Source organism: Streptomyces sp. DT2A-34 (assembly GCF_030499515.1).
In the GTDB taxonomy this organism is placed as follows: Bacteria; Actinomycetota; Actinomycetes; order Streptomycetales; family Streptomycetaceae; genus Streptomyces.
The window spans coordinates 9719656-9745267 of the sequence record NZ_JASTWJ010000001.1 but is presented as its reverse complement, the minus strand read 5'-3'; the positions used below and the strand labels follow the sequence as shown (position 1 = coordinate 9745267).

Below are 25612 nucleotides of genomic sequence, written 5' to 3'. Positions count from 1 at the left end.
TACGTTGACGGTATGACGATCGGATTTCCCACCCGGGTGCTTGTGTCCACCTGCGCACTGTGCGCGGCCGGCCTGCTGGCGCTCGCGCCCGCCACCGCGGTCGCCCGTACCGGGCACGACCCCGATCCGCCGGGTGGGCCGAGTGCGGCGAAGCCGCGGCCCGCGCTGCTGTACCGGTCCGGCACCCATGTGCGGCCGGATTCCGCGGTGCCCCGCCTTCCGCGCGTCTCCGCGCTGTCGTGGCTGGTCGCCGACGCCGACACCGGCGAGGTGCTCGCCGCGCACAACGCCCACCGGAAGTTGCCGCCCGCCAGCACCCTCAAGGCGCTGTTCGCCCTCACCGTGCTGCCGACCCTGCCGGCCGGCGTCCCGCACACGGTGAGCGAGAAGGAACTGGCGGGGATCGGGCCCGGCAGCAGTCTCGTGGGGCTCGCCGAGGGACGTACGTACCGCGTCGCCGATCTGTGGCGCGGGGTGTTCCTCAGCTCCGGCAACGACGCCGTGCGAGTGCTGGCCGCGCTGAACGGCGGCTGGCGCGCGACGGCCGCCCAGATGCAGGCCAAGGCGATCGCGCTGGGCGCCCTCGACACGCGCGTGCTGTCGCCCGACGGCTACGACACCCCCGGCCAGGTGTCGTCGGCGTACGACCTGGCGGTGTTCGGCCGGGCCGGGCTCCGCAACGCGGAGTTCGCGCGGTACTGCGGCACGGCCGAGGCGCGGTTCCCCGGAGGGGGCGGCTGGTCGTACGAGATCCGCAACACCAATCGCCTGTTGACCGGGGCGGACGGGGTGGACCCCTATCCGGGGCTGATCGGCGTCAAGAACGGCTACACCAGCAAGGCGGGCAACACGCTCATCGCCGCCGCCCGCCGGGGGGATCGCACCCTCGTCGTCACGGTGATGAACCCCCGGGCGGGCGGCTTCGCCGTCTACGAGGAGGCCGGCGAGCTGCTCGACTGGGGGTTCGACGCGTCCGGGCGGGTCGAACCGGTCGGGTCGCTGGACGCCTTGCGGGCCAAGCCGAGGCCGGGGCCCGCGACAGTGCCCGTGGTGGCGGACGTGGTACCGGAGGGCGGGCTCGCCGGGGCAGGCTGGGCGGAGGCGTGGGCGATCGCGGGCGCCGCCGGGATGGGGGCCGGTGCCACGTCGCTGGTGCTCCGCGGCAAGGCTTTCGAGCCCGCGGCACCGGAGTGACCGAGCGGCAGCCACAGCAGCAGGCCGAGGGTGATCCACGTGTAGGTGTTGCTGCCGAGGAAGCCGTCGACGCCGGAAGCGTCGTCGAACCACAGCCACACCACGCTGGTGCACAGCAGCGCGTACAGGGCGCCCGCGATCCGCAGATGCCCGGCGCGGATGAGGACGGCGAAGGAGGGCAGCAGCCACACCAGGTGGTGGACCCAGGTGATCGGGCTGACCAGGCAGGCGGTCAGCCCGGTGAGCGCGAACGCCGCCGTCCAGTCCCCCGCCGCGACCGCCCGACGGGTCCGCGCCACCCAGACACCCAGTACCAGCAGGACCACCACCGCCCAGACCGCGCGCTCCGACACGCCCAGGCGGGCCAGGATCCCTTGCAGCGACTGGTTGGAGACGTAGTCGAGGCGGCCCACCCGGGTGGTGTCCCACATGGCGTGGGTCCAGTAGAAGCGGGACGCGTCGGGGGCCACCCAGGCCGCGAGCGCCGTCGCCGCTGCGGCAACGGCCGTCGCCACGGCGGCGGTTCGCGGGCGCCGGGCCACCAGCAGCATGCCGATGAACGCGGCCGGCGTCAGCTTGATCGCGGCCGCGAGGCCGATGCCCACACCCGCCCAGCGGCCCCGCCCCGTGGCCAGCAACCAGCAGTCGAGCAGCACCAGCGCCAGCAGCAGGACGTTCACCTGGCCGAAGCTGAAGGTGTCCCGGAGTGGCTCGAACAGGGCCAGCGCGCAGGCGGCCAGCGCACAGCCGTACCAGCCGTGGCGCCGCCAGGCCCGGCCGGCCAACACGCGCAGAACAAAGACCAGCGCGGCCAGGTTGAGCAGCAGCGCCACCGCGATCGCCGCGTGCAGGTCGAGCAGCGCCATGGGCAGCATGGCCACGGCGGCGAACGGCGGGTACGTGAAGCCGTACGTGGTGCCGGGCACCCGGTAGTCGTAGATACGGCCGCCGTGGTGGATCCAGCTGTCCACGGTGCCGTAGTAGACGCGCAGGTCGAACCAGTCGCGCAGCAACGGCACGGTCGCCGTGAAGACGGTCACCGCGGCGGCGAGCAGGAGCACCAGGACGGCCCGGCCGCGATCGGTGCGCGGAAGCCTCATGCGGTGCGCTCCAGCGCCGGGGCCTGCGCCGCCAGATGCGCCTGCCACAGGACGACCACGGCGAGCGCGCCCCCGGAGACGGCCAGCACCAACTGGCCGACGTCCGCGGCGGCGCCGCTGGGCAGGACGGCGAACGCGAGCACTCCCGTCAGGGCCGCCACCCGATGCCGTACCGAAGTGCTGGGCGCGGCGGCGGCGATGAGGAACAGGCCCCACAGGGCGTACCAGGGGCGGATCGCCGGCCCGAAGGCGGCCACGGCCGCAAGGCTCAGCCCGAGCGCGTAGACCGGGCGGGGCCGCCAGCGCCACCATATGAGGGCCACGAGGACCGCCGTGAGCACCAGCCCGAAGACGTGCCACACCGGTACGGCCAGCGGCGCCAGATCGCTGCCGGCCTCTTCCAGCAGCGAGGCGGTGGCACGGCCGAGCAGGCTGGTGAGGGCCCAGTTCTGCGGGGAGACCGGGGTGTCCAGGGCGCCTATCCAGCCGTATCCCGTGCCCGCGACGGCCGTGGCGGCGACCGTGGTGGCGGCGGACGCGAGCGCCGTGGCGCAGACGGCCTTCGCCGGGTGGTGACCGGCTCGCACCTGGAGCAGCACGACCGCGGCGAGGCCGAGTGCGGCCGGCGCCTTGACCAGGGCGGCGAGCGTGACGAGTACGGCGCCCACGGCCGGCCACCGGCCGAGGGCCGCGACCAGACCCGCGCCGAGCAGGCCGAGCATGATGGCGTCGTTGTGGGCGCCCGCGACCAGGTGCAGCAGCACGAGCGGGTTCAGGGCGCCCAGCCACAGGGCGGCGGACGGGTCGGCCCCGCTGTGCCGGGCGAGGCGCGGCAGCGCGGCCGCCATCAGCGCGACGCCGAGCAGCGCTATGAGCCTCATGCCGAGGAGACCGGCGGGGAGTTCGCCTCGGGTCAGGCCGGACAGCGCGGAGGCGACGCCCATGAACACCGGGCCGTAAGGGGCCGCCGTGTGCCGCCACAGCGGGGCCACCTCGTCGGCGAGCGGGCCGCCGAGGTGGGCGGGGCCGTACGCGTACACGTCGATGTGTGCGTCGACCATGGCGCCTTGGGCCAGGTAGCTGTACACGTCGCGGCTGAACAGGGGCGGCGCGATCAGCAGCGGGGTCGCCCACACGGCCAGGACCAGCAGCAGGGCGCGCGGGGTCGGCGGGTCGGCGCTGCGTACGAGCCGGCCGAGCAGCAGCCAGGCCGCTATCAGCAGGACGACGCCGAAGTAGACGCCGACCAGGCCGAGGGCCGCGTGCGCGGAGCTCGGGGCCAGGAGTTCCCGGACCGGCAGCGCGCCGGCCGTCTCACCGCCCAGGGCGAGGGAGGCGGTGCCGGCCAGACCGAGTATCTGGCAGCGGCGGAGATCGACGGGGAAAGCCATGGCCAACACTCGGTCAGCGTGGCAACGTGGGGTGGCCGCGAGTTGACGGGGTTCCCTCCGGGGGGAGGCCGCGATGTGTCCGGCGCGTGATCGACTGCGGGTTGTTGGGTTCGCCGCGCCCCTTAGGGGCATGCCGGCACCCGGCGTTGAGCAGCCCCCTCAGCTCAGAAGACCGACAGGCCCGTCAGCGTCGTGAACCTGTCGAGGGCCGCCACTCCTGCCACCGAATTGCCGTGTTCGTCCAGCCCGGGGCTCCACACGCACAGCGTGCAGCGGCCCGGTACCACCGCGATGATTCCGCCGCCCACTCCGCTCTTGCCAGGGAGGCCCACGCGGTACGCGAAGTCGCCTGCCGCGTCGTATGTCCCGCAGGTCAGCATCACCGCGTTGACCTGTTTGGCCTGGCTGCGGGTGAGGAGGCGGGTGCCGTCGGCGCGGACGCCGTGGCGGGCCAGGAAGGTGGTGGCGAGGGCGAGGTCCGCGCAGGACGCCTTGATCGAGCACTGGCGGAAGTACTGGTCGAGCAGGGCCGGGACGGGGTTGTCGATGTTGCCGTACGACGCCATGAAATGGGCGAGGGCGGCATTGCGGTCGCCGTGTGTGGACTCGGAGGCGGCGACGTCCTTGTCGAAGTCCAGGGTCGGGTTGCCGCTCTCGGCGCGGAGGAAGGCGCGGAGTTCGCCCGCCGCGTCTCCGGTACGGGTCTGGAGGCGGTCGGTGACGACGAGGGCGCCCGCGTTGATGAACGGGTTGCGCGGGATGCCGTTCTCGTGCTCCAGCTGGACGAGCGAGTTGAAGGGGTTGCCTGAGGGCTCGCGGCCCACGTACTCCCAGAGTTCGTCGCCCTCGCGGGCGAGGTCTAGCGCGAGGGTGAAGACCTTGGTGATGGACTGCGTGGAGAACGGCTCGCGCCAGTCCCCCACGCCGTACACCGAGCCGTCGAGTTCCGCGACGGCCATGCCGAAGCGGCGTGGGTCGCAGGCCGCGAGTGCCGGGATGTAGTCGGCGGGCCGGCCGCGGCCGGGGGTCCGCTCGATCTCCTCCGCGATGCGCTCCAGGATCGGCTGGAAGGTCAGTGACGACGTCGACGCTGCCATGATCACCATTGTGCCTCCCTGCCGGTCCCGGTGCGCATCCGCGGCTTCCGGCCTGATCAGGCCAGGGCCTGGCCGCTGCCCGCGACGACCTCAGGCCGCAGCAGGTCGGCGAGGGCCTCGGCGGGCAACAGGCCCTTTTCCAGGACGAGTTCGGCGACGCCGCGGCCGGTGACGAGGGCTTCCTTGGCGATGTCGGTGGCCGCCGTGTACCCGATGTGCGGGTTCAGGGCCGTGACCAGGCCGATGGAGTTCTCCACGCTCGCGCGCAGCGCCTCGGTGTTGGCGGTGATGCCGTCCACGCAGCGCTCGGCGAGCGTCACGCAGGCGGCCCGCAGATGGGTGATGGACTCCGACAGGGAGTGCAGGATGATCGGCTCGAAGGCGTTGAGCTGGAGCTGTCCGGCCTCGGCGGCCATGGTGATGGCGACGTCGTTGCCGATCACCTCGAAGGCGACCTGGTTGACGACCTCGGGGATCACCGGGTTGACCTTGCCCGGCATGATCGACGAACCGGCCTGCACCGGCGGCAGGTTGATCTCACCGAGGCCCGCACGCGGCCCCGACGACAGCAAGCGCAGGTCGTTGCAGCTCTTCGACAACTTGACCGCGATCCGCTTGAGCACGCCGGACATCTGCACGAACGCCCCGCAGTCCTGGGTCGCCTCGACCAGGTTGGCGGCGGTGACCAACGGCAGCCCGGTGATCTCGGCCAGGTGACGGCGAGCCGACTCGGCGTAGCCGGCAGGGGCGTTGAGGCCCGTGCCGATCGCCGTGGCGCCCAGGTTGATCTCATGGATCAACTCGACTGCCTCGGCAAGACGGGACCGGTCCTCGTCAATCATGACGGCGTACGCCGAGAACTCCTGACCGAGCGTCATCGGCACCGCGTCCTGCAACTGCGTACGGCCCATCTTCAGCACGTCCCGGAACTCGACGGCCTTGCGGGCGAAGGCGTCCTGGAGCACGGCCATCGCCTTGAGCAGCCCGCGCACGGCGAAGACGGTCGCGACCTTGACGGCCGTCGGATAGACGTCGTTCGTCGACTGGCCGAGGTTGACGTCCTCGTTGGGGTGCAGGTGCCGGTACTCGCCCCTGGCATGGCCCAGCAGCTCCAACGCCCGGTTGGCGACGACCTCGTTGGCGTTCATGTTGGTCGACGTGCCCGCGCCGCCCTGGATGACGTCCACCACGAACTGCTCGTGCAGCTTCCCGGCACGGATCTCACGGCAGGCGGCGACGATCGCGGCGGCCTTCTTCGCGTCCAGCAGACCAAGCTCCTCATTGGCGAGGGCGGCGGCCTCCTTGACTGCGGCGAGGGCGTCGATCAGATGCGGGTAGGCGGAGATCGGCGTCCCGGTGATCGGGAAGTTCTCCGTGGCACGCAGGGTGTGGACGCCCCAGTAGACATCGACGGGGACGTCTCGGTCGCCGAGCAGGTCGTGCTCGCTGCGGGTGGTTGCGGTCATGAAGCTGAGGGTCCTCTTTCTGAGGTACGGGGTGAGAGCGCCCCCGAAAGGGGCGCGGGGCGTTATCGATTTGCGGCTACCGCCGCGTGGGCGCGACCAGCCACATCAGGCCCGCAGTCGCCGAACGACATGTCCGGGCACATGTTCAGGCGCAGGCCGGAACCACAACGGGCTCAAGCGAACGAACGGGCCGCACACACCCGACCTCCCGACCGCCCCCAAGAAGCGCCTCACCCTGAAACTCGGTGAGCAGCCCCGGATCCACCCCGGCCCTGGCCAGAGCCGCGGCAGCCACCGGCACCCGCGCCCGATTCGCCCCGTCGGCAATCTTCACGGCAACGGCCCGACCGTCCGGCAGGGCAGCAACCTGCACGCCCTCGAACCCGTCCTTGGCGAGCAGCCCCGGCACGGCCCGCATCAACGCCGCCACGTCCCGCCCCGCGCCGGAGGCCATCTCGGCATGCTCCCGCATCGCGTCGGCGACCCGAGCCTCGGGCGTACCCGGCGCCGCGGTGGTGATACGAGCCGCCGCCCGGGCGAGCCCGTGCAGCGAGACGGAGAACAGCGGCGCCCCGCACCCGTCGACGGTCACCCGCGCGATGCGCTGGCCCGTGAGGTCCTCGACGATCTCGGCGATCGCCTGCTGGAGCGGGTGCCCGGGGTCGAGGTAGTCGTCCAGGGACCAGCCGTTGAGCGCGCAGGTGTACAACATGGCCGCGTGCTTGCCGGAGCAGTTCTGGGCGAGCCGGGAGGGCGCGCGGCCCTCCCGTACCCAGGTGTCCCGGACGACCGGGTCGAACGGCATGTCCGGGACGTTGCGCAGGTGGTCCTCGGTGAGCCCGGCGATGTCGAGGATGCGCCGGGTTCCGGCGAGGTGGCGTTCCTCGCCGGAGTGGCTGGCCGCGGTGAGCGAGAGCAGGTCGCCGTCGAGCGGGAGCCCGGCCCGCACCATGGCGACGGCCTGGACGGGCTTGAGCGCCGAGCGCGGGTAGAAGGCGGCCTCGATGTCACCGAGCTGGAACTGGACCTCGCCGTCGGCGCCGAGGACGACGACGGAGCCGTAGTGGATGCCTTCGGTCATTCCGCCGCGTATGAGGTGGGCGACGGGGGCGTGGAGGGGTTCGCGGACAAGGGGTGCGTCCGCTATGGAACTGCTGTACATCACTGCCTGATGGTGGTGGGTCGATGAGGGGTCGTCGGCCGACACGGGTGTCACGCGTCGGCCTTGGTCGCACTGCGCGCGGCCCGGCTTCGGATGCCGTACCAGCCCGCGACCAGCGCGGCGACGATCAGCGGCAGGCACAGCACGGTGGTGCGGCCGGCGCCTCCGTCGGCGTACATGAGGACCAGGACGGAGGCGAGGAAGGCCAGCGTCACGAGTTCGGTCCAGGGGGAGCCCGGCAGTCGGTAGCTCGGGCGGGTGAGCTCGCCCTTCTGGGTCTTCTGCCAGAAGAGCAGGTGACAGAGCATGATCATGCCCCAGGTGGCGAGGATGCCGATCGCCGCGAAGTTCAGCACGATCTCGAACGCCTCGGCGGGGACGACGAAGTTGAGGCCGACGCCGAGGACGCAGAAGCCGCTGGTGAGCAGGATGCCGCCGTAGGGGACCTTGCTGCGGCTCATCACGGAGGTGAACTTCGGGGCGGAGCCGGACATCGCCATGGAGCGCAGGATGCGGCCGGTGGAGTACAGGCCGGAGTTGAGCGAGGACATGGCCGCGGTCAGCACGACCAGGTTCATGATGCCGCCGGCCGCCGGGATGCCGATGTTGGAGAGCACGGTGACGAAGGGGCTCTCGCCCGCCTTGTACGAGGACCAGGGCAGCAGCATCGAGAGCAGGACGACGGAGCCGACGTAGAACAGGCCCACGCGCCACATGATCGAGTTGATCGCCTTCGGCATGATCTTCTCGGGGTTCTCGGTCTCACCGGCGGCGACGCCGACCAGCTCGACGGAGGCGTAGGCGAAGACGACGCCCTGGACGATCAGCAGCATGGGCAGCAGGCCGTTGGGGAAGATGCCGCCGTGGTCGGTGATCAGGGACGGGCCGGGGGTGGTGCCGTCGACCGGGTGCTGTGTGACCAGCAGGAAGATGCCGATGCACATGAAGACGACGAGCGCGCCGACCTTGACGATCGCGAACCAGAACTCCAGTTCACCGAAGATCTTCACCGAGATCAGGTTCACGGTGAGGACGACGGCCAGGGCTATCAGCGCGAGCACCCACTGCGGGATGTCGGAGAACATGCCCCAGTAGTGGGTGTAGGTGGCGACCGCGGTGATGTCGGCGATGCCGGTGGTGGCCCAGTTGAGGAAGTACATCCAACCCGCGGTGTACGCGCCCTTCTCCCCCATGAACTCCCGGGCGTACGACACGAAGGCGCCGGAGGACGGGCGGTACAGGACGAGTTCGCCGAGGGCGCGCACGACGAGGAAGGCGAAGATTCCGCAGACCGCGTAGGCGATGAACAGGGACGGGCCGGCGTCGGCGAGTCGCCCGCCGGCGCCGAGGAACAGGCCGGTGCCGATGGCTCCGCCGATGGCGATCATGTTGACGTGCCGGGACTTCAGCGACTTGCTGTAGCCGGCGTCTCCGGCGTCGACGTGTCCGGACGATGGGCGCGTCTCTTCTTTGAGGTGCTGCTCGCTCACGCCTCGGGTCCGCCTTCCGTGGGGCTGTCCGTGCGCGCGGGGCGCACGATGTCGGTGAGGGTCGTCTCGACGCGGTCCAGGTGGTGCGCCATGGCGTCGGTCGCGTCGAGTTCGGAACCGTCGATCAGCGCCTCGACGATCGCCCGGTGCTCGCGGTTGGACTGCTCGCGGCGGCCGCCCAGCTCGTTGAGGAAGGCCGACTGACGCGCCAGTGCGTCGCGGATCTCCTCGATGACCCGGCGGAAGACCGGGTTCTGGGCGGCCTCGGCCACGGCCAGGTGGAAGAGGGTGTCCATCGCGACCCACGCGGTGGTGTCCGTCTCCCGTTCCATACGGTCGAGCAGGTGGGCGAGGTGGTCGAGGTTCTCCGGGGTGCGGCGCAGGGCCGCGTACCCGGCGACCGGGATCTCGACGTGTCGGCGCACTTCCAGCAGGTCGCTGGCCGCGTAGTCGCCGAAGGTGGGGTCCTCGACGGCGTTGGCGACGACGAAGGTGCCCTTGCCGGTCTTGGAGACGGTCAGGCCCATGGTCTGCAGGGCCCGCAGGGCCTCGCGCAGGACGGGTCGGCTGATCTCCAGGGTGCGGCAGAGTTCCGCCTCGGAGGGGAGCTTGTCGCCGATGGCGTACTCGCCGCGCTCGATGGCGCTGCGGAGGTGCGCCAGTACCGCTTCCATGGCGCTGACGCGCCGCGGAGGCTGTCCGGCTGTCCGGCTGTCTGACAGGTTCACGGGAGAGATACTCCGGGTGAGCCGAGGGTGGTGTCAAGGGCGTAGAAAGGAAAGATTCATCGGATGTGAAGCCTGAAAACAGACTTCACATCGATTCCCCGTCCGAACCCGTCAACTGTTGATCACACCTGCGCCCAGCAGCCCGAACAGCAGCACTCCGACGACGATCCGGTAGATCACGAACGCGTTGAACGAGTGCTTGGCGACGAACTTGAGCAGCCAGGCGATGGAGGCGTAGGCCACGACGAAGGAGACCGCGGTGCCGACAGCCAGCGGCAGCGCGCCCGTGCCCGTGGTACCGAGGGCGTCCTTCAGCTCGTAGATGCCGGCGCCGGTCAGGGCCGGAATGCCGAGGAAGAAGGACAGGCGGGTGGCGGCGACCCGGTCCAGGTCGAGCATCAGCGCCGTGGACATGGTGGCGCCGGAGCGCGAGAAGCCGGGGAAGAGCAGGGCGAGGATCTGGGAGCTGCCGACGAGCATCGCGTCCTTGAAGGAGGTGTCGTCCTCCCCGCGCTTGTGCCGACCCATTTGATCGGCCGCCCACATCACGCCGCTGCCGACGATCAGCGACCCCGCGACGACCCACAGCGAGGCGAGCGGCCCCTTGATGAGCGGCTTGGCGGCCAGGCCCACGGCGATGATCGGGATCGTCGCGTAGATCACCCACCAGGCGAACTTGTAGTCGTGGTGGTACCGCTCCTCCTTGTCCCGCAGCCCGCGCAGCCACGCGGAGACGATCCGCACGATGTCCTTGAAGAAGTACACGAGCACGGCGGCGATCGCACCGACCTGGATGACGGCCGAGAACCCGACGACCGCGTCGTCGTCGACGGGGATGCCCATGAGCCCCTCGGCGATCTTCAGATGGCCGGTCGAGGAGACGGGCAGAAACTCGGTCACCCCCTCGACGGCTCCGAGGACGACGGCCTGACCGACGCTGATGGCGCTCATGGGATCCAGTTCCGGGGGTTCGGCGGGACAGTGGCGCGCACTGTCCTACCAGGTGCGGGTATGGATCCGTGGTGTACGACGCCCCTGGGCCGGTCGCTACGACCACACCGCCTCGGCGATCGAGACCCCCAGGAACGCCGCGCCGAGGCCCGCGGTCACGCTCCCCGCGATGTTGACGACGGCGTAGAGCCCAGCCCCCGTCTCGGTCAGCCGCAGGGTCTCGTACGAGAAGGTCGAGTACGTCGTCAGCGCCCCGCACAGGCCGGTGCCCAGCAGCAGTTGGAGGTGGGAACTCGCGGCGCCTGCGGCCACCGCTCCGGTCAGCAGACCGAGGATCAGGCAGCCGGTGACGTTGACCGCGAAGGTGCCCCAGGGGAACACCGAGTCGTGCCGTGACTGGACCGCGCGGTCGGTGAGGTAGCGCAGGGGGGCACCGACCATGGCACCCGCGATGACCAGGAGCCAGTTCACGACGACTTCTTACCCTTCGTGTCCGATGTGCGCAGAGTGTCGTCCCGGCCGACGTACCGGATGGCCTCGCAGTCGTCGAGGGTCACGAGCCCTTCGGTGACGAGTTCGTCGAGCTGCGGCAGGAAGGCCCGTACGCGCTCCTCGGTGTCGACGATCACGATCGCGACCGGGAGGTCCTCACTCAGGGACAGCAGCCGCGAGGTGTGGATCACGCTGGACGCGCCGAAGCCCTCGATGCCGCGGAAGACGCTGGCGCCCGCGAGTCCGGCCGCGTGGGCGCGGTGCACGATCTCCGAATAGAGGGGCTTGTGGTGCCAGGTGTCGTTCTCGCCGATGAAGACGGTCACGCGCAGGGCGCGCCCGGTCAGCCTCGTCATGGCCGCCTCCACTTCAGGACACGGCGGGTCGTCACCACCGCGAGCCACACCGCCGTCAGCGCCGCGACGAGGGTCGCGGCGAGATAGGCCAGTCCGATACGCGGATGGCCGCTGTCCACCAGCTTCTGGATGTCGACGGCGTACGTCGAGAAGGTGGTGAAGCCGCCGAGCACGCCGGTCCCGAAGAAGGGGCGGACGAGGCGGTGGGCGGCCCACACGTCGGTGATGACCACCATGAACACGCCGATCACGGCGCAGCCGACGACGTTGGTCCACAAGGTCGCCCAGGGGAAGCCGCCGGGCTGGGCGGGCCACCACAGGGACCATGCGTAGCGTGCCGTGGCGCCGACGGCTCCGCCGAGTGCGACGACCGCGACGATCGGCGCCTGGGTCCGCCAGGCGTGCCGCCGTGGCGGGGGCGCTGGGGCGCGGAGGGTCTCGGTCTCCGGGGCGGTCATGGTCGTGCGTCTCCTGACTGGCCCTCGCCACCGCACCTCGTGTGGTGATCGCGGCCGGTCAACAGGGTACGCCGCTACGCCGGGCTCATTTCGGGACGGGCGCCTCGCAGACCGCGACGCCCCGCTCCCAGAGGCTGCCCAGGATCAGCCGGCCGCCGGTCTCGCACACGCTGGTGACCGTGCGGAACCGGGAGTGGCGGCGGGCCAGGTGGTGGACGACCCGGCCGGTGTCGTCGACCGCGAGCACGCCGGTCGTGCCCGTGGGGTGGAAGGGGGCGTGCACGGCGACGCGGGCGGCGGTACGGCGTACGGCCGGGGCGGCGCGGTGGAGCAGGTCCAGCGGAGGTACGCGCGGGCCGGCCGGCGCCACCCAGATCGGGCCGTCCGGTGTGCCGCGCCAGAGGTTGTCGGGCATGCCCGGCAGGTCCTCGGCGAAGGGTTCGCCGTGTCCGGAGCGGGGTCCGGTGAGCCAGTAGCGGGTGAGTCGGCAGGCCCCGGTCTCTGCGACGACCAGGAAGGATTCGTCGGCACTCGAAGCGAGCCCGTTGGCGAACTGCAGCCCCTCCAGCAGCGCCTCGGGGGTCTTGCTGCCGGGGCGCGGCGCAGCAGGCGGCCTGTTCCGGTGTGCTCGAACGAGGTCGCCGATCCTCCCCCACTGCCTGAAACGGAGTGGGGGACCCCCAGGTCAACGGGGTAGCGGCGGCTGGATACGGTGAAGCAGACGCTTCCGTCGGACAGGGCGACCACGTTGCTGCAGAACCGCAGCCGCTCCCCCGCCACCGAGTCCGCCAGGACGCGCACGGCGCCGTCGACGCGCAGGATGCGGCCGTCCTCGACGCCGGTCAGCACCCGGCCCCGGTCGTCGGCGACCACATCCTCCGGGCCACGGCCGCCGATCGCCACGTACCGGCGCGGGACGAGCCCGGTGGGACGGTCCATGGAGGCGTTCCCTTCGGTGTCGGACGGTCCATCCTGGCAGGCAGGAACCCTGGTGCGGGCGTCACGACGAAGGGCGCCCGGGTAACCGGGCGGCGCCGTGTCATCCGCCCCGTGCCGCGTCCTGTATGCCACGGTTTACGGGGTACGTCCCCTGGCCACTCGGTCAGGCGCGCACAACGGGCGAGAGAGGGTGGTCGTATGTCACGTCCGCCCCGGTGGCGCGCGGAACGCCGCCCCGGTAGAGGGGCCCGTGACCTACGGCGGTCGCGTTGAACGTCCGGCACTCCTGGCTGCACACGGCATGGCACCGGCTGGAACTCACGGAGCTCTACCGGCGTGGCAAGGAGCTGGAGCTGTTGCACCGCGCCATGGGTTTCGCCGCGCTCGCCCTGGTCACGCTGGCTCCGCTGCTGATCGTGGTGGCGGCCGTGGATCCCCTGGCACAGGGCGGATTCGCCCTGTGGCTGGTGGACGGCATGGACCTGTCCGGCCGGTCGGCCCGCGCCCTCTCGCAGGTCTTCACCCCGCCACGCAAGGTGGTCAGCACGACCAGCGCGCTGAGCGTGGCGCTGCTCGCCGTGTTCGGTGTGTCCTTCGCCGCCAGCGTCCAGAACGGCTACGAGCGGATCTGGCGGCTGCCCGCGGGGCCCTGGCACCGGGTGTGGCGGCAGACCGTCTGGCTGATCATGCTCATGGCGTACGTGTACGCGCAGGTGCAGACCCGCACCGTGCTGCAGGGCACCCCCCGCATCCTGCTGAGCATGGCGGTCGGCGTGCTGTTCTTCTGGTGGGGGCCGCACTTCCTGCTCAGCGGTGAGGTGCGCTGGCGTGACCTGCTGCCCGGTGCGATCGCCACCATGGCGGGGCTGGTGGGGTTGCGCTTGTTCTCGTACCTGGTGTTCACCCCGCTGCTCGTCACCAACGCGATCAGCTACGGCCCGGTCGGGACCGTCCTGGTGGTGGAGTCCTGGCTGGTCGGTGTGGGGTTCGTGGTCTACGGCGGTGCGCTGGTGGGCAGGCTGCTGTGCGAGCGGTTCGAGGACTTCGACCAGCCGGCCCGCACGGCCCCGAAGCGGCGGCGCCGTCGGCGAGGGTCGACGGCCGACCGTTCCGCGGACCATACGCAGCCTGGTGGGCCCGAGTAGACGTACGGCCGCAGCCGTGTCCGGGACGCCTGGACCCTTGTTCCGGTACCGGAGGGCCATGCATAAGGCGGTTCGGCGCCTGACGCGTCGGGGCCCGGCCGCATGGGTGCGGCCGGGCCCCTTTGTCACGGAGTCACGGAACTCAGCGGTGGCTGAACCACGCCATCGACGAGAGCGCGGTGTCGTCGTAGCCGAACAGGGCCTGGTTCTCCCAGCCGTTACCGGACGAGGCGTCGGTCGGGTCCCAGCCGTTGCCGGAGACGGCGGTCCAGGTCGCCTCCCAGTAGAAGACGCCGAGGCCACGGCCGTTCGGGACGGCCTCCACGATGCTGGCCACATCGTTCATCCAGCGGCGCTGCCCGGCCGTGTTCGCCGGGTAGCCGGAGACCAGCTCACCGGTGGTGTTGATGATCTCCTCGTGCGCGTCCTCGCTGTCCAGCCGGAACGGGTAGGCCGTCTCGGCGACGAAGACGGGCTTGCCGTAGCGGGAGGCCGCGTCGTCCAGCGTCGTCTGGAAGTCGTAGAGCGAGCCGTGCCAGTAGCCGTAGTAGGACAGGCCGATCGCGTCGAACTTCACGCCGTTCGCGACCGCGCTGTCGAACCACGAGCGGGTGCCGGACAGGTCGCCGCCCTTGGCGAGGTGCAGGGCGACCGTGGTGGACGAGTTGACCGCCTTGACCGCGTCGTAGCCCGAGTTGAGCAGGCCGGCGAGCTGCGACCAGTTGCTCGTGGAGCCCTCGTTCCACAGCATGCCGCCGTTGATCTCATTGCCCACCTGGACCATGTCGGCGGTGGTGCCTTGAGCCTTCAACGCGTTCAACACGTCGTACGTGTGGTTGTACACGTCGGTCCTGAGTTGACTGTACGAGTGCCCCGCCCAGGCGGCCGGCTTGCTCTGGGCTCCCGGGTCGGCCCAGATGTCCGAGTAGTGGAAGTCGACCAGCAGCTTCATGCCGGACGCCTTGATCCGCTTGGCCATGGCGAGGACGCGCGTCTTGTTGTTGTAGCCGTCGGCCGGGTTGACCCAGACCTTCAGGCGCGCGTAGTTCATTCCGGCGTTCTTCAGGATGGTGATCGCGTCGCCGGTGGTGCCGGAACTGGTCTTGTAGACGCCGCCCTTGGCCTCGCTCTTGGCGAGCGAGGATATGTCGGCACCATGGATCGACGTGCCGCCCGTGCCGGACGCGAAGGTCAGGTCGTCAACATTGATCCAGTTGCCCGCGTTCGCGTCACTGTTGATGCTGATGGTGCACTGGTTGTTGGTCACATTGACCGGCACGACGATACGGATCCACCCGCTCGCCGAGACCGGCAGGTCGGTGCGCTGTTCCGTGCCGCCGCAGTTCTTCAGCGCTATGTACGCCGAGTTCTGGCCGCCGCCGGAGCGGACCCACGCGGTGAGCCTGTAGTTCCCGTTGGTCAGCCCGGACAGGTACTGGTACGTCTCCACCTTGTACGCCGATGACGACCAGTGGCTCAGGCGGTAACTCCCGCCGTGGCCGCCGGCCTCGGTGAAGGAGGCGGAGTTCTGGCCGGCCGCCGAGTACGTGGACCAACCGGCCGGGGTGGCCGTGCCGGTGCCGTCGGACTCGAAGCCGCCGTTGGTGAGCGTGCTGGCCGCCGAGGCGGTCTGCGCGGGCAGGGCGGTGAGGGCGAGGCCGGCTGCGAGCGGCAGCAGCAGGACCCGGAGGGTGCGTCTGGGATGGAACATCTTCGTCCGTCGTCCCTTCGACGTAAGTGGGATCGGGGGTGTCCCTCACCTGGAGGGTGAGGAGCCCCTTCACCCGCGGCTCGTGGCGCGCGCGGGCGGAGGGGAGTTCGGCTCAGCCGTCGAGTCGTACGACCCGGACGGCTCCCGCGGGGACCTCGAGGCGGCCCGCGGCACGTTCACCGGTCAGCAGCTCGGTACCGGGTGCCTCCAGCGGCACCTTGGCGTCCGACGCGGTGTGGTTGACGGCGAACAGGTAGCTGCCCGACTCGCCGGCGCGGCGCACGACCTCGACGTCGCGGGGCAGGTCGACACGCGGGGCGACCTGCGCGTCCTCGATCGCCCAGCCCAGCAGCGCGTCGAGGCCCTCGGCGCCCAGGCGGGTGGAGACGTACCAGGCGGTGCCCTCTCCGAGGCGGTGCCGGGTGACGGCCGGGTGACCGGCGGTCAGGCCGTCGGCGTACGTCCAGACGGTCTCGGCGCCGCGCGGGACGACGAACTCGGTCCACACGTCGCCGCTGAGCTCGGAGCCGTCCGGGCCGGTGATGCGCACCAGCTGGTCCGGGAGCAGTGGCGAGAACTCCTCGATCGTCAGCCCGAGGACGTCCCGCAGCGGGCCGGGGTAGGCGCCCTCGTGCACGGCGTCGTGCTCGTCGACGATGCCGGAGAAGTACGACACGACGAGGGTGCCGCCGTTCTCGACGTACCGGCGCAGATTGCGGCCGGCCGTCTCCGTCATCAGGTACAGCGCGGGTACGACGACAAGGGGATAGGCCGACAAGTCGGCTTCCGGGTGGGCGAAGTCGACCGTGAGGTGGCGGTCGTAGAGGACCTCGTAGAAGGCGTCGGCGCGCTCGCGCGGGTCGTGGTCCTCGCTGGGACGCCAGTCGAGGTTCTGCGCCCACCAGGAGTGCCAGTCCCACAGCATCGCGACGTCTGCCTGTGTGCGGGTGCCGCGGACTGAGCTCAATGAGTCGAGGGCGGCACCGAGTTCGACGACCTCGCGCCACACGCGTGTGTCCGTGCCGCCGTGCGGGAGCATCGCCGAGTGGAACTTCTCGGCGCCGCGCCGGGACTGCCGCCACTGGAAGAACATCGCGCCCTCGGAGCCGCGTGCCACATGGGCGAGAGAGTTGCGGGCCATCTGGCCGGGGGCCTTGGCGGGGTTGCGGGCCTGCCAGTTGACGCCGGAGGTGGAGTGCTCCAGGAGGATCCAGGGTGCTCCCCCGGCCACCGAGCGGGTGAGATCGGCGGCCATCGCGAGGTTGACGTGGGTGCGGCGGCCGTCGGTGATCAGGTAGTGGTCGTTGGTGACGAGGTCGACCTCACGGCCCCAGGCCCAGTAGTCGACGGAGTCGCACTGACTGAGGGCCGTCATGAAGTTGGTCGTGACGGGGACGCCGGGTGAGAGACGGTGCAGGATGTCCCGCTCCATGACGAAGTTCTCGCGCATGGTGGCGTCGGCGAACCGCTTGTAGTCCAGCGCCTGGGCCGGGTTGACGGCCGTGGGCGTCGCGCGCGGCGGGTTGATCTGCTCGAAGTCGGCGTAGCGCTGGCCCCAGAAGGCGGTGCCCCAGGCCTCGTTGACCCCGTCGACCGTCTCGTACGTGGCCGCCAGCCAGCGGCGGAAGTGCGCGGCGCAGGAGTCGCAGTAGCAGGCCGAGACGGGGACGCCGTACTCGTTGTGCACATGCCACATCGCGAGCGCCGGGTGGTCGCCGTAGCGCTCGGCGAGCTGGGTGGTGATGCTCGCGGCGGCCGCGCGGTAGTCGGCGTTGCTGTGGCAGATGGCGGCGCGGGAGCCGAACTCGTAGCGCACGCCCTCCGCCGTCACGGGCAGGGCGTCGGGGTGGGCGCGGTAGAACCACACCGGCGGGCAGACGGTGGGGGTGCCCAGGTCGACGCGGATGCCGTTCTCGTACAGCAGGCCGAAGAGGCGGTCCAGCCAGCCGAAGTCGTACGCCCCGGGTACGGGCTCCAGCAGGGCCCAGGAGAAGATCCCGACACTCACCATCGTGACGCCGGCCTCCCGCATCAGCCGGACGTCCTCCTGCCAGACGCTTTCCGGCCACTGCTCGGGGTTGTAGTCCCCACCGAAGGCGAGCCTGGTGAGGCCCCTGGGGGTGGTCTCCGGCATGGATCTCTCCCGTTTTATCGATCATTTGGGAACGTGCACACACCGGATCGGCGGTGCGAGCCCAACATAACCGCACAGCAACAACCATTGACAAGTGTCCAGGATGTTTCTCTACTGTGAACGCTCACAGAAGCATGGCGGGCCCTCGCAGCAGGCTGGGGCCCCAGGTCAGGGGAGAGATCCATGCCCATCACGAAGCGTCGGCGACTCGTTTTCAGAACTGCGGCCAGCTGTGTCGCCGCCGCCCTCGGCGCCACCGCCCTCGCCGCCTGCGGCTCCGAAGAAGCCGGGGAGGACTCCTCGGGGCCGGTCTCGCTGACGTACTGGACCTGGACGCCCGGCATGGACAAGGTCGTCGACCTGTGGAACAAGGGCCAGGGCAAGAAGGACCAGATCACGGTCACGGTGAAGAAGCAGGCGTCCGGCGACACGCTGGTCACCAAGATCCTCACCGCGCACAAGGCGGGCAAGGCCCCGGACCTGGTCCAGGCCGAGTACCAGGCACTGCCGACACTGGTCAGCAATGACGCGGTCGCGGACATCGCGAGCGAGGTCGGCGACGCGAAGGACAAGTTCGCCGAGGGTGTGTGGCAGCAGACCACGCTGGGCACGGACGCGGTCTACGCGGTCCCGCAGGACATCGGGCCGATGATGTTCTACTACCGCCAGGACCTCTTCAAGAAGTACGGCCTGACGGTCCCGACCACGTGGGAGCAGTTCGCCGAGACCGCCCGCGCGCTGAAGAAGAAGTCCCCCGACACGGACCTCACCACCTTCTCCGCCAACGACTCCGGTCTCTTCGCGGGCCTGGCCCAGCAGGCCGGCGCCAAGTGGTGGACGACCTCCGGTGACAAGTGGAAGGTCGGCATCGACGACGCCGCCTCCCAGAAGGTCGCCAAGTTCTGGGGCGACCTCGTCGAGGAGGGCGCCATCGACAACCAGCCCATGTACACCCCGGCCTGGAACAAGGCGCTCAACACCGGCAAGCAGATCGCCTGGGTCAGCGCCGTGTGGGCCCCGGGCACGCTGACCACGGCCGCGCCCGACACCAAGGGCAAGTGGGCCATGGCCCCGCTCCCGCAGTGGTCGCAGTCGGAGAACGTGACCGGCAGCTGGGGCGGCTCCTCCACCGCCGTCACCACGGACTCCGAGCACAAGGCCGCCGCCGCGAAGTTCGCCGCCTGGCTGAACACCGACGGCGACGCGCTCAACGCGCTGGCCAAGGAGAGCGGGATCTACCCGGCCTCCACCTCCGCCCAGCTCAGCGGCGCCTTCACCACGCCGCCGGACTACTTCTCCAACCAGCCCGACTTCTACACGAAGGCCGCCGAGATCGCCGAGACGACGGCGCCGTCGGCCTGGGGCCCGAACGTGAACGTCGCCTACACGACCTTCAAGGACGCCTTCGGCAAGGCCGCCAAGAACAAGTCGGACTTCGCTGCCGCCCTGAAGGCCATGCAGGACGACACGGTCGCCGACCTCAAGAAGCAGGGCTTCGAGGTCTCCGAGTGACCAGCACAAGCCGGAGGGCGTACGGGGTGAAGGGGGCCCCGTACGCCTTCCTTCTCCCCGCAACCGTCCTCTTCCTGCTCTTCTTCGCGCTGCCCATCGGCTACGCGATCTGGCTCAGCTTCCACAAGGTGAAGGTCTCCGGGCTCGGGCTCGGCTCCGGCGCCCGCAAGGAGGTCTGGGCCGGTGTGGAGAACTACACGGACGCCCTCACCGACAGCGAGCTGGTCGACGGCGCGCTGCGCGTGCTCGGCTACGGCTGCATCGTGGTGCCGGTGATGCTGGGCCTGGCCCTGCTGTTCGCGCTGATGCTCGACTCCGACAAGGTGCGGCTCGCGCCCTTCACCCGGCTCGCGATCTTCCTGCCGTACGCCATCCCCGGCGTCGTGGCCGCGCTGCTGTGGGGCTTCCTGTACCTGCCGGACGTCAGCCCCTTCTACTACGTGCTCGACAAGCTGGGCATGCCGCAGCCCGACCTGCTGGACGGCGGCCCGCTCTACCTCGCCCTGTCGAACATCGCGGTCTGGGGCGGCACCGGCTTCAACATGATCGTCATCTACACCTCGCTGCAGGCGATCCCGGCCGAGGTGTACGAGGCGGCCAAGCTGGACGGCGCCACGCCGCTCCAGGTCGCGCTGAGGATCAAGATCCCGATGGTGGCGCCCTCGCTGGTGCTGACCTTCTTCTTCTCGATCATCGCCACGCTCCAGGTGTTCAGCGAGCCGATGACCCTCAAACCGCTCACCAACTCCGTGTCCACGACCTGGAGTCCGCTGATGAAGGTGTACCAGGACGCCTTCGGCAAGGGCGACATCTACGCGGCGGCCGCCCAGGCCACGATCATCGCCCTGGCGACACTGCTGCTGTCCTTCGGGTTCCTGCGGGGCGCGAACCGTCGTAACAAGCAGGAGGCAGCACGATGAGTTCTCTTGCCGTCGGCAAGGCCGACACGACCGCGGGCGCCACGCCCGGCGCCGCTCAGAGCCGCCCGCCGCTGCGCCGCCGAATCGCCCTGATCCCTACGGTCACCCTGCTGCTCGGGGCGCTCTACTGCCTGCTGCCCGTGGCGTGGGTGGTGATCGCGGCGACCAAGTCCGGCAGTGAGCTGTTCTCCACCTTCACTTTCGTGCCGGGCACCGGCTTCGCCGACAACATCTCGGACCTGAGCGCCTACCGCGACGGCGTGTACTGGCAGTGGATGGGCAACTCCGCCCTGTACGCCGGGCTCGGCGCCCTTCTGTCGACGGTCGTCTCGGCGTTCGGTGGCTACGCGCTGGCGATCTACCGCTTCCGCGGCCGCGAGACGCTGTTCAACGTGCTCCTGGCGGGTGTGCTGATGCCGCCGGTCATCCTCGCCATTCCGCAGTACCTGCTGCTGGCGAAGGCCGACCTCACGGACTCGTACCTGAGCGTGCTGCTGCCGCAGCTCCTCTCGCCGTACGGCGTCTACCTCTCGCGGATCTACGCGGCCGCCGCCGTCCCCACCGATGTGGTGGAGGCCGGCCGGATGGACGGGGCGAGCGAATGGCGGATCTTCGCGCGGGTCGCGCTGCCGATGATGGTGCCCGGCATGGTGACGGTGTTCCTGTTCCAGTTCGTGGCGATCTGGAACAACTTCCTGCTGCCGTACATCATGCTCAGCGACGACGAGAAATTCCCGATCACGCTGGGCCTGTTCACGCTCCTCGAACAGGGCGCCAACACGCCCGCGCTGTACACGCTGGTGATCACCGGCGCGTTCCTCGCGGTCATTCCGCTGGTGGCGCTCTTCCTGGTCGTCCAGCGGTTCTGGAGCCTGGATCTGCTCTCCGGAGCCGTAAAGTCATGACCATGAGCAACACGGGGGGCCGACGCAAGCCGCCGACGATCCACGACGTGGCGCGCGAGGCCGGAGTCTCACGGGGCACGGTTTCGCGGGTGCTCAACGGCGGGCACTACGTCAGCCCGACCGCCCAGGAGGCGGTCAACGCGGCCATCCGCAAGACGGGTTACGTCGTCAACCGGCATGCGCGCTCGCTGATCACGGGGCGCTCGGACTCGATCGGCTTCCTGCTGACCGAGCCGCAGGAGCGGTTCTTCGAGGACCCCAACTTCAACGTCCTGCTCAGCGGATGCACGCAGGCGCTCGCGGCGCATGACATCCCGCTGCTGCTGATGCTGGCGGGCACGCCGGACGAACGGCGGCGCATAACGCGGTACATCACGGCAGGTCACGTCGACGGGGTGCTGCTGGTGTCCAGCCACTCCGGGGACCCGGTGGCCGACGAACTGCGCGAGGCGGGGGTGCCCCTCGTCCAGTGCGGCAAGCCCATGGGACTCGGCTCCAAGGTGAGTTACGTGGCGGCGGACGACCGGGACGGCGCCCGTGACATGGTGCGCCACCTGCTGTCTCTGGGTCGGCGCCGGATCGGCGTGGTGAGCGGCCCGCTGGACACCCCGGGCGGTGTCGATCGCCTCGCCGGCTACAAGGAGGTGCTCGGGGAAGCGGGCGTCGAGATCGACGAGCGGCTCATCGTCTCCGGCGACTACAGCCGGGCCAGCGGCGAGGCGGGCACCGAGCGGCTGCTGGCGCAGGCCCCGGACATGGACGCCTTGTTCGTGGCCTCCGACCTGATGGCACAGGGCGCCCTGACGGCGCTCCACCGGGCAGGCCGCCGGGTGCCCGAGGACGTGTCCGTGGGCGGCTTCGACGACTCCAGCGCGGCGACGGAGGCCACCCCCGCCCTCACGACGGTGCGCCAGCCCTACGACCGCATCAGCGCCGAGATGGTGCGCTTGCTGCTCGCGCAGATCGGCGGTGAGGACCCGGCGGCGGTGATCCTGCCGACGGAGCTGGTGAAGCGGGAGTCGACGTAACGGCGTGAGCGGGCCTCGAGGGCGCGCCACACGGCGATCCAGCCGTGGGCGCGCCCTCGGCGTGTGACCGGTCAGGAATCGAGAAGCCGCCCACCGCTCCCCGCCCTAGCGTGAAACCACCGACGAAAACCGTCGGCGCACCCTTCACGTCAGGAGTAGGCCATGACCGCCGGAGTCAACACGATCATCTACCCCGTCAAGGACCTCGACGGGACGAAGGCCCTGTTCAGGGCACTGCTGGGCACGGAACCGTATGCGGACGAGCCCTACTACGTCGGTTTCAAGGACGCCGGGCAGGACGTCGGCCTCGACCCCAACGGGCACGCGAAGGGCATGACCGGCCCGGTCCCCTACTGGCACGTCGACGACATCAGGACGACCCTCGCGGCCCTGCTGGACGCGGGCGCCGAGACGCTCCAGGACGTCCACGACGTCGGCGGCGGCAGGCTGATCGCCTCCGTGAAGGACGCGGACGGCAATCTCGTCGGGCTGATCCAGGACCCGACCGGCTGAGAGCCCGCCATCGGCCGAGCCACCCGCCCGCCCTTGCGCGTGCACTAATTGCACAGTCAACGAATGGCCGATTTGGTGCTACCGTGCCGGTATGGCAGCGAAGACGGCCGACGCAGGGCTTGAGGAACGGTGGCGGGACATCCTGTCGGTGCACGCGCGCACCATGTGCGAGATCGACCGCGCGCTGCACCCGCACGGCCTGGGCGCGAGCGACTTCGAGGTGCTCGACATGCTCGCGTCGGCGACGCCCGAGGAGGGCGACCAGTGCCGGGTGCAGAACCTCGTCGGGCAGGTCCATCTCAGCCAGAGCGCGCTGTCGCGACTCATCGGCCGGCTGGAGAAGGACGGCCTGGTCGAGCGTTCCGTCTGCGCGGAGGACCGGCGCGGCGTGTTCGTCGCACTGACCAGCAAGGGCCGCGACCTGCACGCCGAGGTCCTGCCGCTGCAGCGCGACGTACTGGCTCGGATGCTGGGCGACTGACGCCCGGCGGCGGATGTCCGGCGGCGGATGTCCGGCGGCGAATGTCCGGCGGCGGATGTCCGGCGAGGTGTTGAGCAGCGACCAGTCGGCGGCGTTGCCGGAGCCGGCCGCGCATTCCGGGGTGCGGGCGGGCAGCTTGCCGTCACGGGCGGCGGCGGTGCCGAGCAGGACGGCCAGTCCTCCCGGTGGGATCTCTCCTCTCCGTACGGCCGAAGCACCCTGCGACAGGGAGCAAGTCCGGCCGACCTTCGCGCGTTGATGTCGGGGTCGCCGGCACGTCCGCGGCCGTCATTCCTGACGCAGCAGTTCCCGTACGGCGCTGAAGGCGGCCTCGGTCGTCGCCGGGTCCGCGCCGGGGCGGGCGAGGGCGCTCATGGGGATCGGAGTGACGGGTGACAGCCCCTCGTACGGGGTGAGTCCGTCCGGGGCGGTGCCGACCGACGCGAGCAGGGCCACGCCCTGGCCGGTGCGGGCGATGTCGAGGACGCCCGCGAGGTAGCCGGCGTCGCCGACGACCGTGGCGGGCGCTCCGTGCGTGGCGAGGGTGGCGATGGCCCGGCGGCGGATCGCGCAGGGTCGCTCGACGGCGACCAGCGGTACCGGAACCGGTGCGGGCGGGGGCGCCCAGCCGGGGACGGCGTGCCAGGTGAGCGGGAGACCGCCGACGGGCGTGCCCTCGGTGGCGGCGGCCTCGGTGACGTACACCGCGACATCGACGCTGCCGCGTTCCACGGCCTCCACGGGCCGGGCGGAGCGGTCGATCCGGAACCGCACCCGGCAGCCGGGGCGCACCCGCTGGACCGCGGCGGTCAGCCGGGGCAGGAACTGGTCGGCGGCGTGTTCGGTGGAGCCGACGGTGACGGTGTCGCCCTCGGCGTCGAGCAGTGCGCGTACGGCCTCGTCGTGCACGGCGAGGATCCGCCGGGCCTGTTCAGCAGCAGGCGCCCTGCGGGGTGAACCGGGTCCCACCGCCCTCGCGTTCGACGACCGCCCGCCCCAGGGTCTTCTCCAGTTTGCGCACGTGCCGGCTGACCGCGGACTGGCTCAGGGAGAGCGTCCGGGCGGCGCGGTGGAAGCCACCCCAGTCGGCTATCGCGGTCAGGCTGCGCAGGGCCACGATGTCGAGGACGGGTTGGGGCATGCCGTGACAAGTAGCCCGGCACGGCGATCGATCGTGATCGCTGATCGGTTTCGATGCGGAATCGTCGTTGGACGTGGTCCGCCGCCTGGCGTCATGCTGCGCGCATGCTGCACGCGACCGCTTCCGCTGCCCTTCTGACGCAGCGCCGAGTCATCGACTTCGGCGTGGCGTGCAGCGCGCGCTGTTGCTGACTTCCAGCCGCCTCCCCCTGTAGTCCGAGTCGCTCACGTCGTCCAGCTGCGAGCCGTCGACCCGGCGCTGCGGGAGCGGGGGGGCGGCGCTGCTGGTCGTGCAGTGCGACGGCGCGGGTGCGGCGGCGGAGGCCGCGGTGGTCGCGTGGCTGCTGGGCCCACTGGCGACGACCGTAGAGACCACTGAGGATCCCGCGGAGGCGGAGGCCCCTGCTCACCGCCCGTCGGCTCGCCCTGCCGGCGCTGGAGCGGCTGGGGCGCCCGCTGATCGAGGACACCGCGGTTCCGCGCCCCCGCCTCGCGGAGGCGGTACGGGAGATCTCGGCGATTTCCGTACGCCATGACGTCCCCGTCTTCACCCTCGCGCACGCCGCCGACGGGAACCTGCACCCGACCATCGTCGTGCGACCCGTCCCTGGAGCGGCTGCCCGACGCGGCGTGGGAGGCGGCGCGGGTGAGATCTTGGCGCCGACGCTGCGGCTCGGCGGAACGCTGACCGGGGAGCACGGAGTGGGTGTGCTGAAGCGGCAGTGGGTGGCCGAGGAGCTCGGGCCCGCGGCCCATGCCGTGCAGCGGCGGCTGAAGGAGGCGTTCGATCCGCGGAGGATCCTCAATCCCGGTAAGGCACTGTGAGCGCGCGAAGGGGATGAGCGGCTTCGGTGCCGCTCATCCCCTTGGCGTCGTCGTCCGGCGCTACGGCCGCGCCAGCAGGGTCCGTACGCCCTCCGACGTCAGCGTCAGAGGGTGTGGGGAGCCGGCGTCTATCGTCAGGGCCAGGTCGTCGGCCGGCCACTGCGAGGCGAGTGCGCCCAGCGGTACCAGGCGGTAGCGGGAGACGAAGGGCAGCAGTTCGGCCATCGCGGGCTCGGAGGTGAACACGGGGACGACCGGTTCGCCGCCCGCCCTCTCGATGACCGGCAGCGCCACGGCGCCGGGGTCGGTGGCGTCCTGCTCCGCGTCGTCCGGGACGGGGACGAGGACGTCGCTGCTCGCGAGCGTGTCCATCGCCGCCCTGTCCTCGGTGTTGTCGGCCAGCGCGTCCAGCGCCCGCCGGGCCGGTGTGGCGGTGTTGTCGTTCGCGGGTGTTTCCATGGCAGATCCCCTGGT

The 25612-nt window shown here is 70.6% G+C and carries 24 protein-coding genes and 2 pseudogenes; 9 read left to right on the top strand and 17 right to left on the bottom strand.

The window, feature by feature from the left end; all coding sequences use genetic code 11:
• Positions 1 to 12 precede the first annotated feature (12 nt).
• Positions 13 to 897: pseudogene (locus QQM39_RS43465) on the top strand (D-alanyl-D-alanine carboxypeptidase family protein); the annotation flags it as partial.
• Positions 898 to 929: 32 nt separating this feature from the next.
• On the opposite strand, the gene QQM39_RS43460 reads toward QQM39_RS43465, so the two are convergent.
• From QQM39_RS43460 to QQM39_RS43405, 12 genes and pseudogenes are all read right to left on the bottom strand, one after another.
• A complete protein-coding gene (locus QQM39_RS43460) occupies positions 930 to 2294 on the bottom strand; it encodes a glycosyltransferase 87 family protein (RefSeq protein ID WP_302003080.1) in 1365 nt (454 codons plus the stop codon).
• Positions 2291 to 3817: a polyprenol phosphomannose-dependent alpha 1,6 mannosyltransferase MptB gene (mptB, locus tag QQM39_RS43455; RefSeq protein WP_302003079.1), complete on the bottom strand. Its 1527-nt coding sequence runs from the start codon at positions 3815 to 3817 to the stop codon at positions 2291 to 2293. Before mptB ends, QQM39_RS43460 begins: the two co-directional genes overlap by 4 nt.
• Before the next feature lie 32 nt (positions 3818 to 3849).
• The gene (locus QQM39_RS43450; protein ID WP_302003078.1) at positions 3850 to 4791 is read right to left on the bottom strand and encodes a glutaminase; all 942 of its coding nucleotides are present in this window, start codon (positions 4789 to 4791) and stop codon (positions 3850 to 3852) included.
• 47 nt (positions 4792 to 4838) lie between these two features.
• Positions 4839 to 6248 (bottom strand): aspartate ammonia-lyase, encoded by a 1410-nt coding sequence (gene aspA, locus QQM39_RS43445; protein WP_302003077.1) that lies wholly within the window; start codon positions 6246 to 6248, stop codon positions 4839 to 4841.
• Positions 6249 to 6393: 145 nt separating this feature from the next.
• Complete coding sequence (locus tag QQM39_RS43440; RefSeq protein WP_302003925.1) at positions 6394 to 7410, bottom strand: asparaginase; 1017 nt, start codon at positions 7408 to 7410, stop codon at positions 6394 to 6396.
• A 50-nt stretch (positions 7411 to 7460) separates the two neighbouring features.
• Entirely contained in the window at positions 7461 to 8900 is a 1440-nt protein-coding gene (locus QQM39_RS43435) for an amino acid permease (RefSeq protein ID WP_302003076.1), read from the bottom strand.
• The gene (locus tag QQM39_RS43430) at positions 8897 to 9574 is read right to left on the bottom strand and encodes a FadR/GntR family transcriptional regulator (protein ID WP_048586660.1); all 678 of its coding nucleotides are present in this window, start codon (positions 9572 to 9574) and stop codon (positions 8897 to 8899) included. Before QQM39_RS43430 ends, QQM39_RS43435 begins: the two co-directional genes overlap by 4 nt.
• Positions 9575 to 9739: 165 nt before the next feature.
• The gene (locus QQM39_RS43425) at positions 9740 to 10579 is read right to left on the bottom strand and encodes an undecaprenyl-diphosphate phosphatase (protein ID WP_302003075.1); all 840 of its coding nucleotides are present in this window, start codon (positions 10577 to 10579) and stop codon (positions 9740 to 9742) included.
• A gap of 96 nt (positions 10580 to 10675) precedes the next feature.
• On the bottom strand, positions 10676 to 11050 hold the full coding sequence (gene crcB, locus QQM39_RS43420; RefSeq protein ID WP_302003074.1) for a fluoride efflux transporter CrcB: 375 nt from the start codon (positions 11048 to 11050) through the stop codon (positions 10676 to 10678).
• The gene (locus tag QQM39_RS43415; RefSeq protein WP_302003073.1) at positions 11047 to 11427 is read right to left on the bottom strand and encodes a DUF190 domain-containing protein; all 381 of its coding nucleotides are present in this window, start codon (positions 11425 to 11427) and stop codon (positions 11047 to 11049) included. The genes crcB (QQM39_RS43420) and QQM39_RS43415 overlap by 4 nt, the downstream gene beginning before the upstream one ends.
• The gene (crcB, locus tag QQM39_RS43410) at positions 11424 to 11885 is read right to left on the bottom strand and encodes a fluoride efflux transporter CrcB (RefSeq protein ID WP_302003072.1); all 462 of its coding nucleotides are present in this window, start codon (positions 11883 to 11885) and stop codon (positions 11424 to 11426) included. The genes QQM39_RS43415 and crcB (QQM39_RS43410) overlap by 4 nt, the downstream gene beginning before the upstream one ends.
• Positions 11886 to 11970: 85 nt before the next feature.
• A pseudogene (locus tag QQM39_RS43405) lies at positions 11971 to 12824 on the bottom strand (SMP-30/gluconolactonase/LRE family protein).
• A 368-nt stretch (positions 12825 to 13192) separates the two neighbouring features.
• Here QQM39_RS43405 and QQM39_RS43400 point away from each other — a divergent pair.
• Positions 13193 to 13969: a ribonuclease BN gene (locus QQM39_RS43400; protein ID WP_302003924.1), complete on the top strand. Its 777-nt coding sequence runs from the start codon at positions 13193 to 13195 to the stop codon at positions 13967 to 13969.
• 142 nt (positions 13970 to 14111) lie between these two features.
• On the opposite strand, the gene QQM39_RS43395 is transcribed toward QQM39_RS43400, so the two are convergent.
• Both QQM39_RS43395 and QQM39_RS43390 read right to left on the bottom strand, forming a co-directional pair.
• Positions 14112 to 15680, bottom strand: coding sequence for an arabinogalactan endo-1,4-beta-galactosidase (locus QQM39_RS43395; protein ID WP_302003071.1), 1569 nt, complete (start codon positions 15678 to 15680; stop codon positions 14112 to 14114).
• A 112-nt stretch (positions 15681 to 15792) separates the two neighbouring features.
• Positions 15793 to 17814 (bottom strand): beta-galactosidase, encoded by a 2022-nt coding sequence (locus tag QQM39_RS43390; RefSeq protein WP_302003070.1) that lies wholly within the window; start codon positions 17812 to 17814, stop codon positions 15793 to 15795.
• Between the two features lie 183 nt (positions 17815 to 17997).
• Here QQM39_RS43390 and QQM39_RS43385 point away from each other — a divergent pair, with 183 nt between their 5' ends.
• From QQM39_RS43385 to QQM39_RS43360, 6 genes are all read left to right on the top strand, one after another.
• Positions 17998 to 19326, top strand: a complete 1329-nt coding sequence (locus QQM39_RS43385; RefSeq protein ID WP_302003069.1) for an extracellular solute-binding protein — start codon at positions 17998 to 18000, stop codon at positions 19324 to 19326.
• Positions 19323 to 20246 carry a carbohydrate ABC transporter permease gene (locus tag QQM39_RS43380; protein ID WP_302003068.1) on the top strand — a complete coding sequence of 308 codons (924 nt, stop codon included), beginning with the start codon at positions 19323 to 19325 and terminating at the stop codon, positions 20244 to 20246. The genes QQM39_RS43385 and QQM39_RS43380 overlap by 4 nt, the downstream gene beginning before the upstream one ends.
• Positions 20243 to 21151, top strand: a complete 909-nt coding sequence (locus QQM39_RS43375) for a carbohydrate ABC transporter permease (protein WP_302003067.1) — start codon at positions 20243 to 20245, stop codon at positions 21149 to 21151. The genes QQM39_RS43380 and QQM39_RS43375 overlap by 4 nt, the downstream gene beginning before the upstream one ends.
• A complete protein-coding gene (locus QQM39_RS43370) occupies positions 21148 to 22179 on the top strand; it encodes a LacI family DNA-binding transcriptional regulator (protein ID WP_302003066.1) in 1032 nt (343 codons plus the stop codon). The genes QQM39_RS43375 and QQM39_RS43370 overlap by 4 nt, the downstream gene beginning before the upstream one ends.
• A 162-nt stretch (positions 22180 to 22341) precedes the next feature.
• Positions 22342 to 22692 (top strand): VOC family protein, encoded by a 351-nt coding sequence (locus tag QQM39_RS43365; RefSeq protein ID WP_302003065.1) that lies wholly within the window; start codon positions 22342 to 22344, stop codon positions 22690 to 22692.
• Between the two features lie 91 nt (positions 22693 to 22783).
• Entirely contained in the window at positions 22784 to 23173 is a 390-nt protein-coding gene (locus QQM39_RS43360; RefSeq protein WP_302003064.1) for a MarR family winged helix-turn-helix transcriptional regulator, read from the top strand.
• A 288-nt stretch (positions 23174 to 23461) separates the two neighbouring features.
• On the opposite strand, the gene QQM39_RS43355 is transcribed toward QQM39_RS43360, so the two are convergent.
• On the bottom strand, positions 23462 to 24082 hold the full coding sequence (locus QQM39_RS43355) for a LysR substrate-binding domain-containing protein (protein WP_302003063.1): 621 nt from the start codon (positions 24080 to 24082) through the stop codon (positions 23462 to 23464).
• Between the two features lie 22 nt (positions 24083 to 24104).
• Positions 24105 to 24314, bottom strand: coding sequence for a LysR family transcriptional regulator (locus QQM39_RS43350; RefSeq protein ID WP_302003062.1), 210 nt, complete (start codon positions 24312 to 24314; stop codon positions 24105 to 24107).
• 374 nt (positions 24315 to 24688) lie between these two features.
• Here QQM39_RS43350 and QQM39_RS43345 point away from each other — a divergent pair, with 374 nt between their 5' ends.
• Entirely contained in the window at positions 24689 to 25138 is a 450-nt protein-coding gene (locus QQM39_RS43345; RefSeq protein ID WP_367669711.1) for an FAD-linked oxidase C-terminal domain-containing protein, read from the top strand.
• A 60-nt stretch (positions 25139 to 25198) separates the two neighbouring features.
• On the opposite strand, the gene QQM39_RS43340 is transcribed toward QQM39_RS43345, so the two are convergent.
• The gene (locus QQM39_RS43340; protein WP_302003061.1) at positions 25199 to 25597 is read right to left on the bottom strand and encodes an SseB family protein; all 399 of its coding nucleotides are present in this window, start codon (positions 25595 to 25597) and stop codon (positions 25199 to 25201) included.
• Between the last annotated feature and the right edge of the window lie 15 nt (positions 25598 to 25612).

Coding starts and splice junctions, on each gene's coding strand:
- QQM39_RS43375 (WP_302003067.1), top strand. CDS start 20,243: ATGAGTTCTCTTGCCGTCGGCAAGGCCGACACGACCGCGGGCGCCACG.
- QQM39_RS43395 (WP_302003071.1), bottom strand. CDS start 15,680: ATGTTCCATCCCAGACGCACCCTCCGGGTCCTGCTGCTGCCGCTCGCA.
- QQM39_RS43400 (WP_302003924.1), top strand. CDS start 13,193: ATGGGTTTCGCCGCGCTCGCCCTGGTCACGCTGGCTCCGCTGCTGATC.
- QQM39_RS43390 (WP_302003070.1), bottom strand. CDS start 17,814: ATGCCGGAGACCACCCCCAGGGGCCTCACCAGGCTCGCCTTCGGTGGG.
- crcB (WP_302003072.1), bottom strand. CDS start 11,885: ATGACCGCCCCGGAGACCGAGACCCTCCGCGCCCCAGCGCCCCCGCCA.
- aspA (WP_302003077.1), bottom strand. CDS start 6,248: ATGACCGCAACCACCCGCAGCGAGCACGACCTGCTCGGCGACCGAGAC.
- mptB (WP_302003079.1), bottom strand. CDS start 3,817: ATGCCCCTAAGGGGCGCGGCGAACCCAACAACCCGCAGTCGATCACGC.
- QQM39_RS43430 (WP_048586660.1), bottom strand. CDS start 9,574: ATGGAAGCGGTACTGGCGCACCTCCGCAGCGCCATCGAGCGCGGCGAG.
- QQM39_RS43370 (WP_302003066.1), top strand. CDS start 21,148: ATGACCATGAGCAACACGGGGGGCCGACGCAAGCCGCCGACGATCCAC.
- QQM39_RS43460 (WP_302003080.1), bottom strand. CDS start 2,294: ATGAGGCTTCCGCGCACCGATCGCGGCCGGGCCGTCCTGGTGCTCCTG.
- QQM39_RS43350 (WP_302003062.1), bottom strand. CDS start 24,314: ATGCCCCAACCCGTCCTCGACATCGTGGCCCTGCGCAGCCTGACCGCG.
- QQM39_RS43365 (WP_302003065.1), top strand. CDS start 22,342: ATGACCGCCGGAGTCAACACGATCATCTACCCCGTCAAGGACCTCGAC.
- QQM39_RS43415 (WP_302003073.1), bottom strand. CDS start 11,427: ATGACGAGGCTGACCGGGCGCGCCCTGCGCGTGACCGTCTTCATCGGC.
- QQM39_RS43340 (WP_302003061.1), bottom strand. CDS start 25,597: ATGGAAACACCCGCGAACGACAACACCGCCACACCGGCCCGGCGGGCG.
- QQM39_RS43360 (WP_302003064.1), top strand. CDS start 22,784: ATGGCAGCGAAGACGGCCGACGCAGGGCTTGAGGAACGGTGGCGGGAC.
- QQM39_RS43425 (WP_302003075.1), bottom strand. CDS start 10,579: ATGAGCGCCATCAGCGTCGGTCAGGCCGTCGTCCTCGGAGCCGTCGAG.
- QQM39_RS43440 (WP_302003925.1), bottom strand. CDS start 7,410: ATGTACAGCAGTTCCATAGCGGACGCACCCCTTGTCCGCGAACCCCTC.
- QQM39_RS43385 (WP_302003069.1), top strand. CDS start 17,998: ATGCCCATCACGAAGCGTCGGCGACTCGTTTTCAGAACTGCGGCCAGC.
- QQM39_RS43450 (WP_302003078.1), bottom strand. CDS start 4,791: ATGGTGATCATGGCAGCGTCGACGTCGTCACTGACCTTCCAGCCGATC.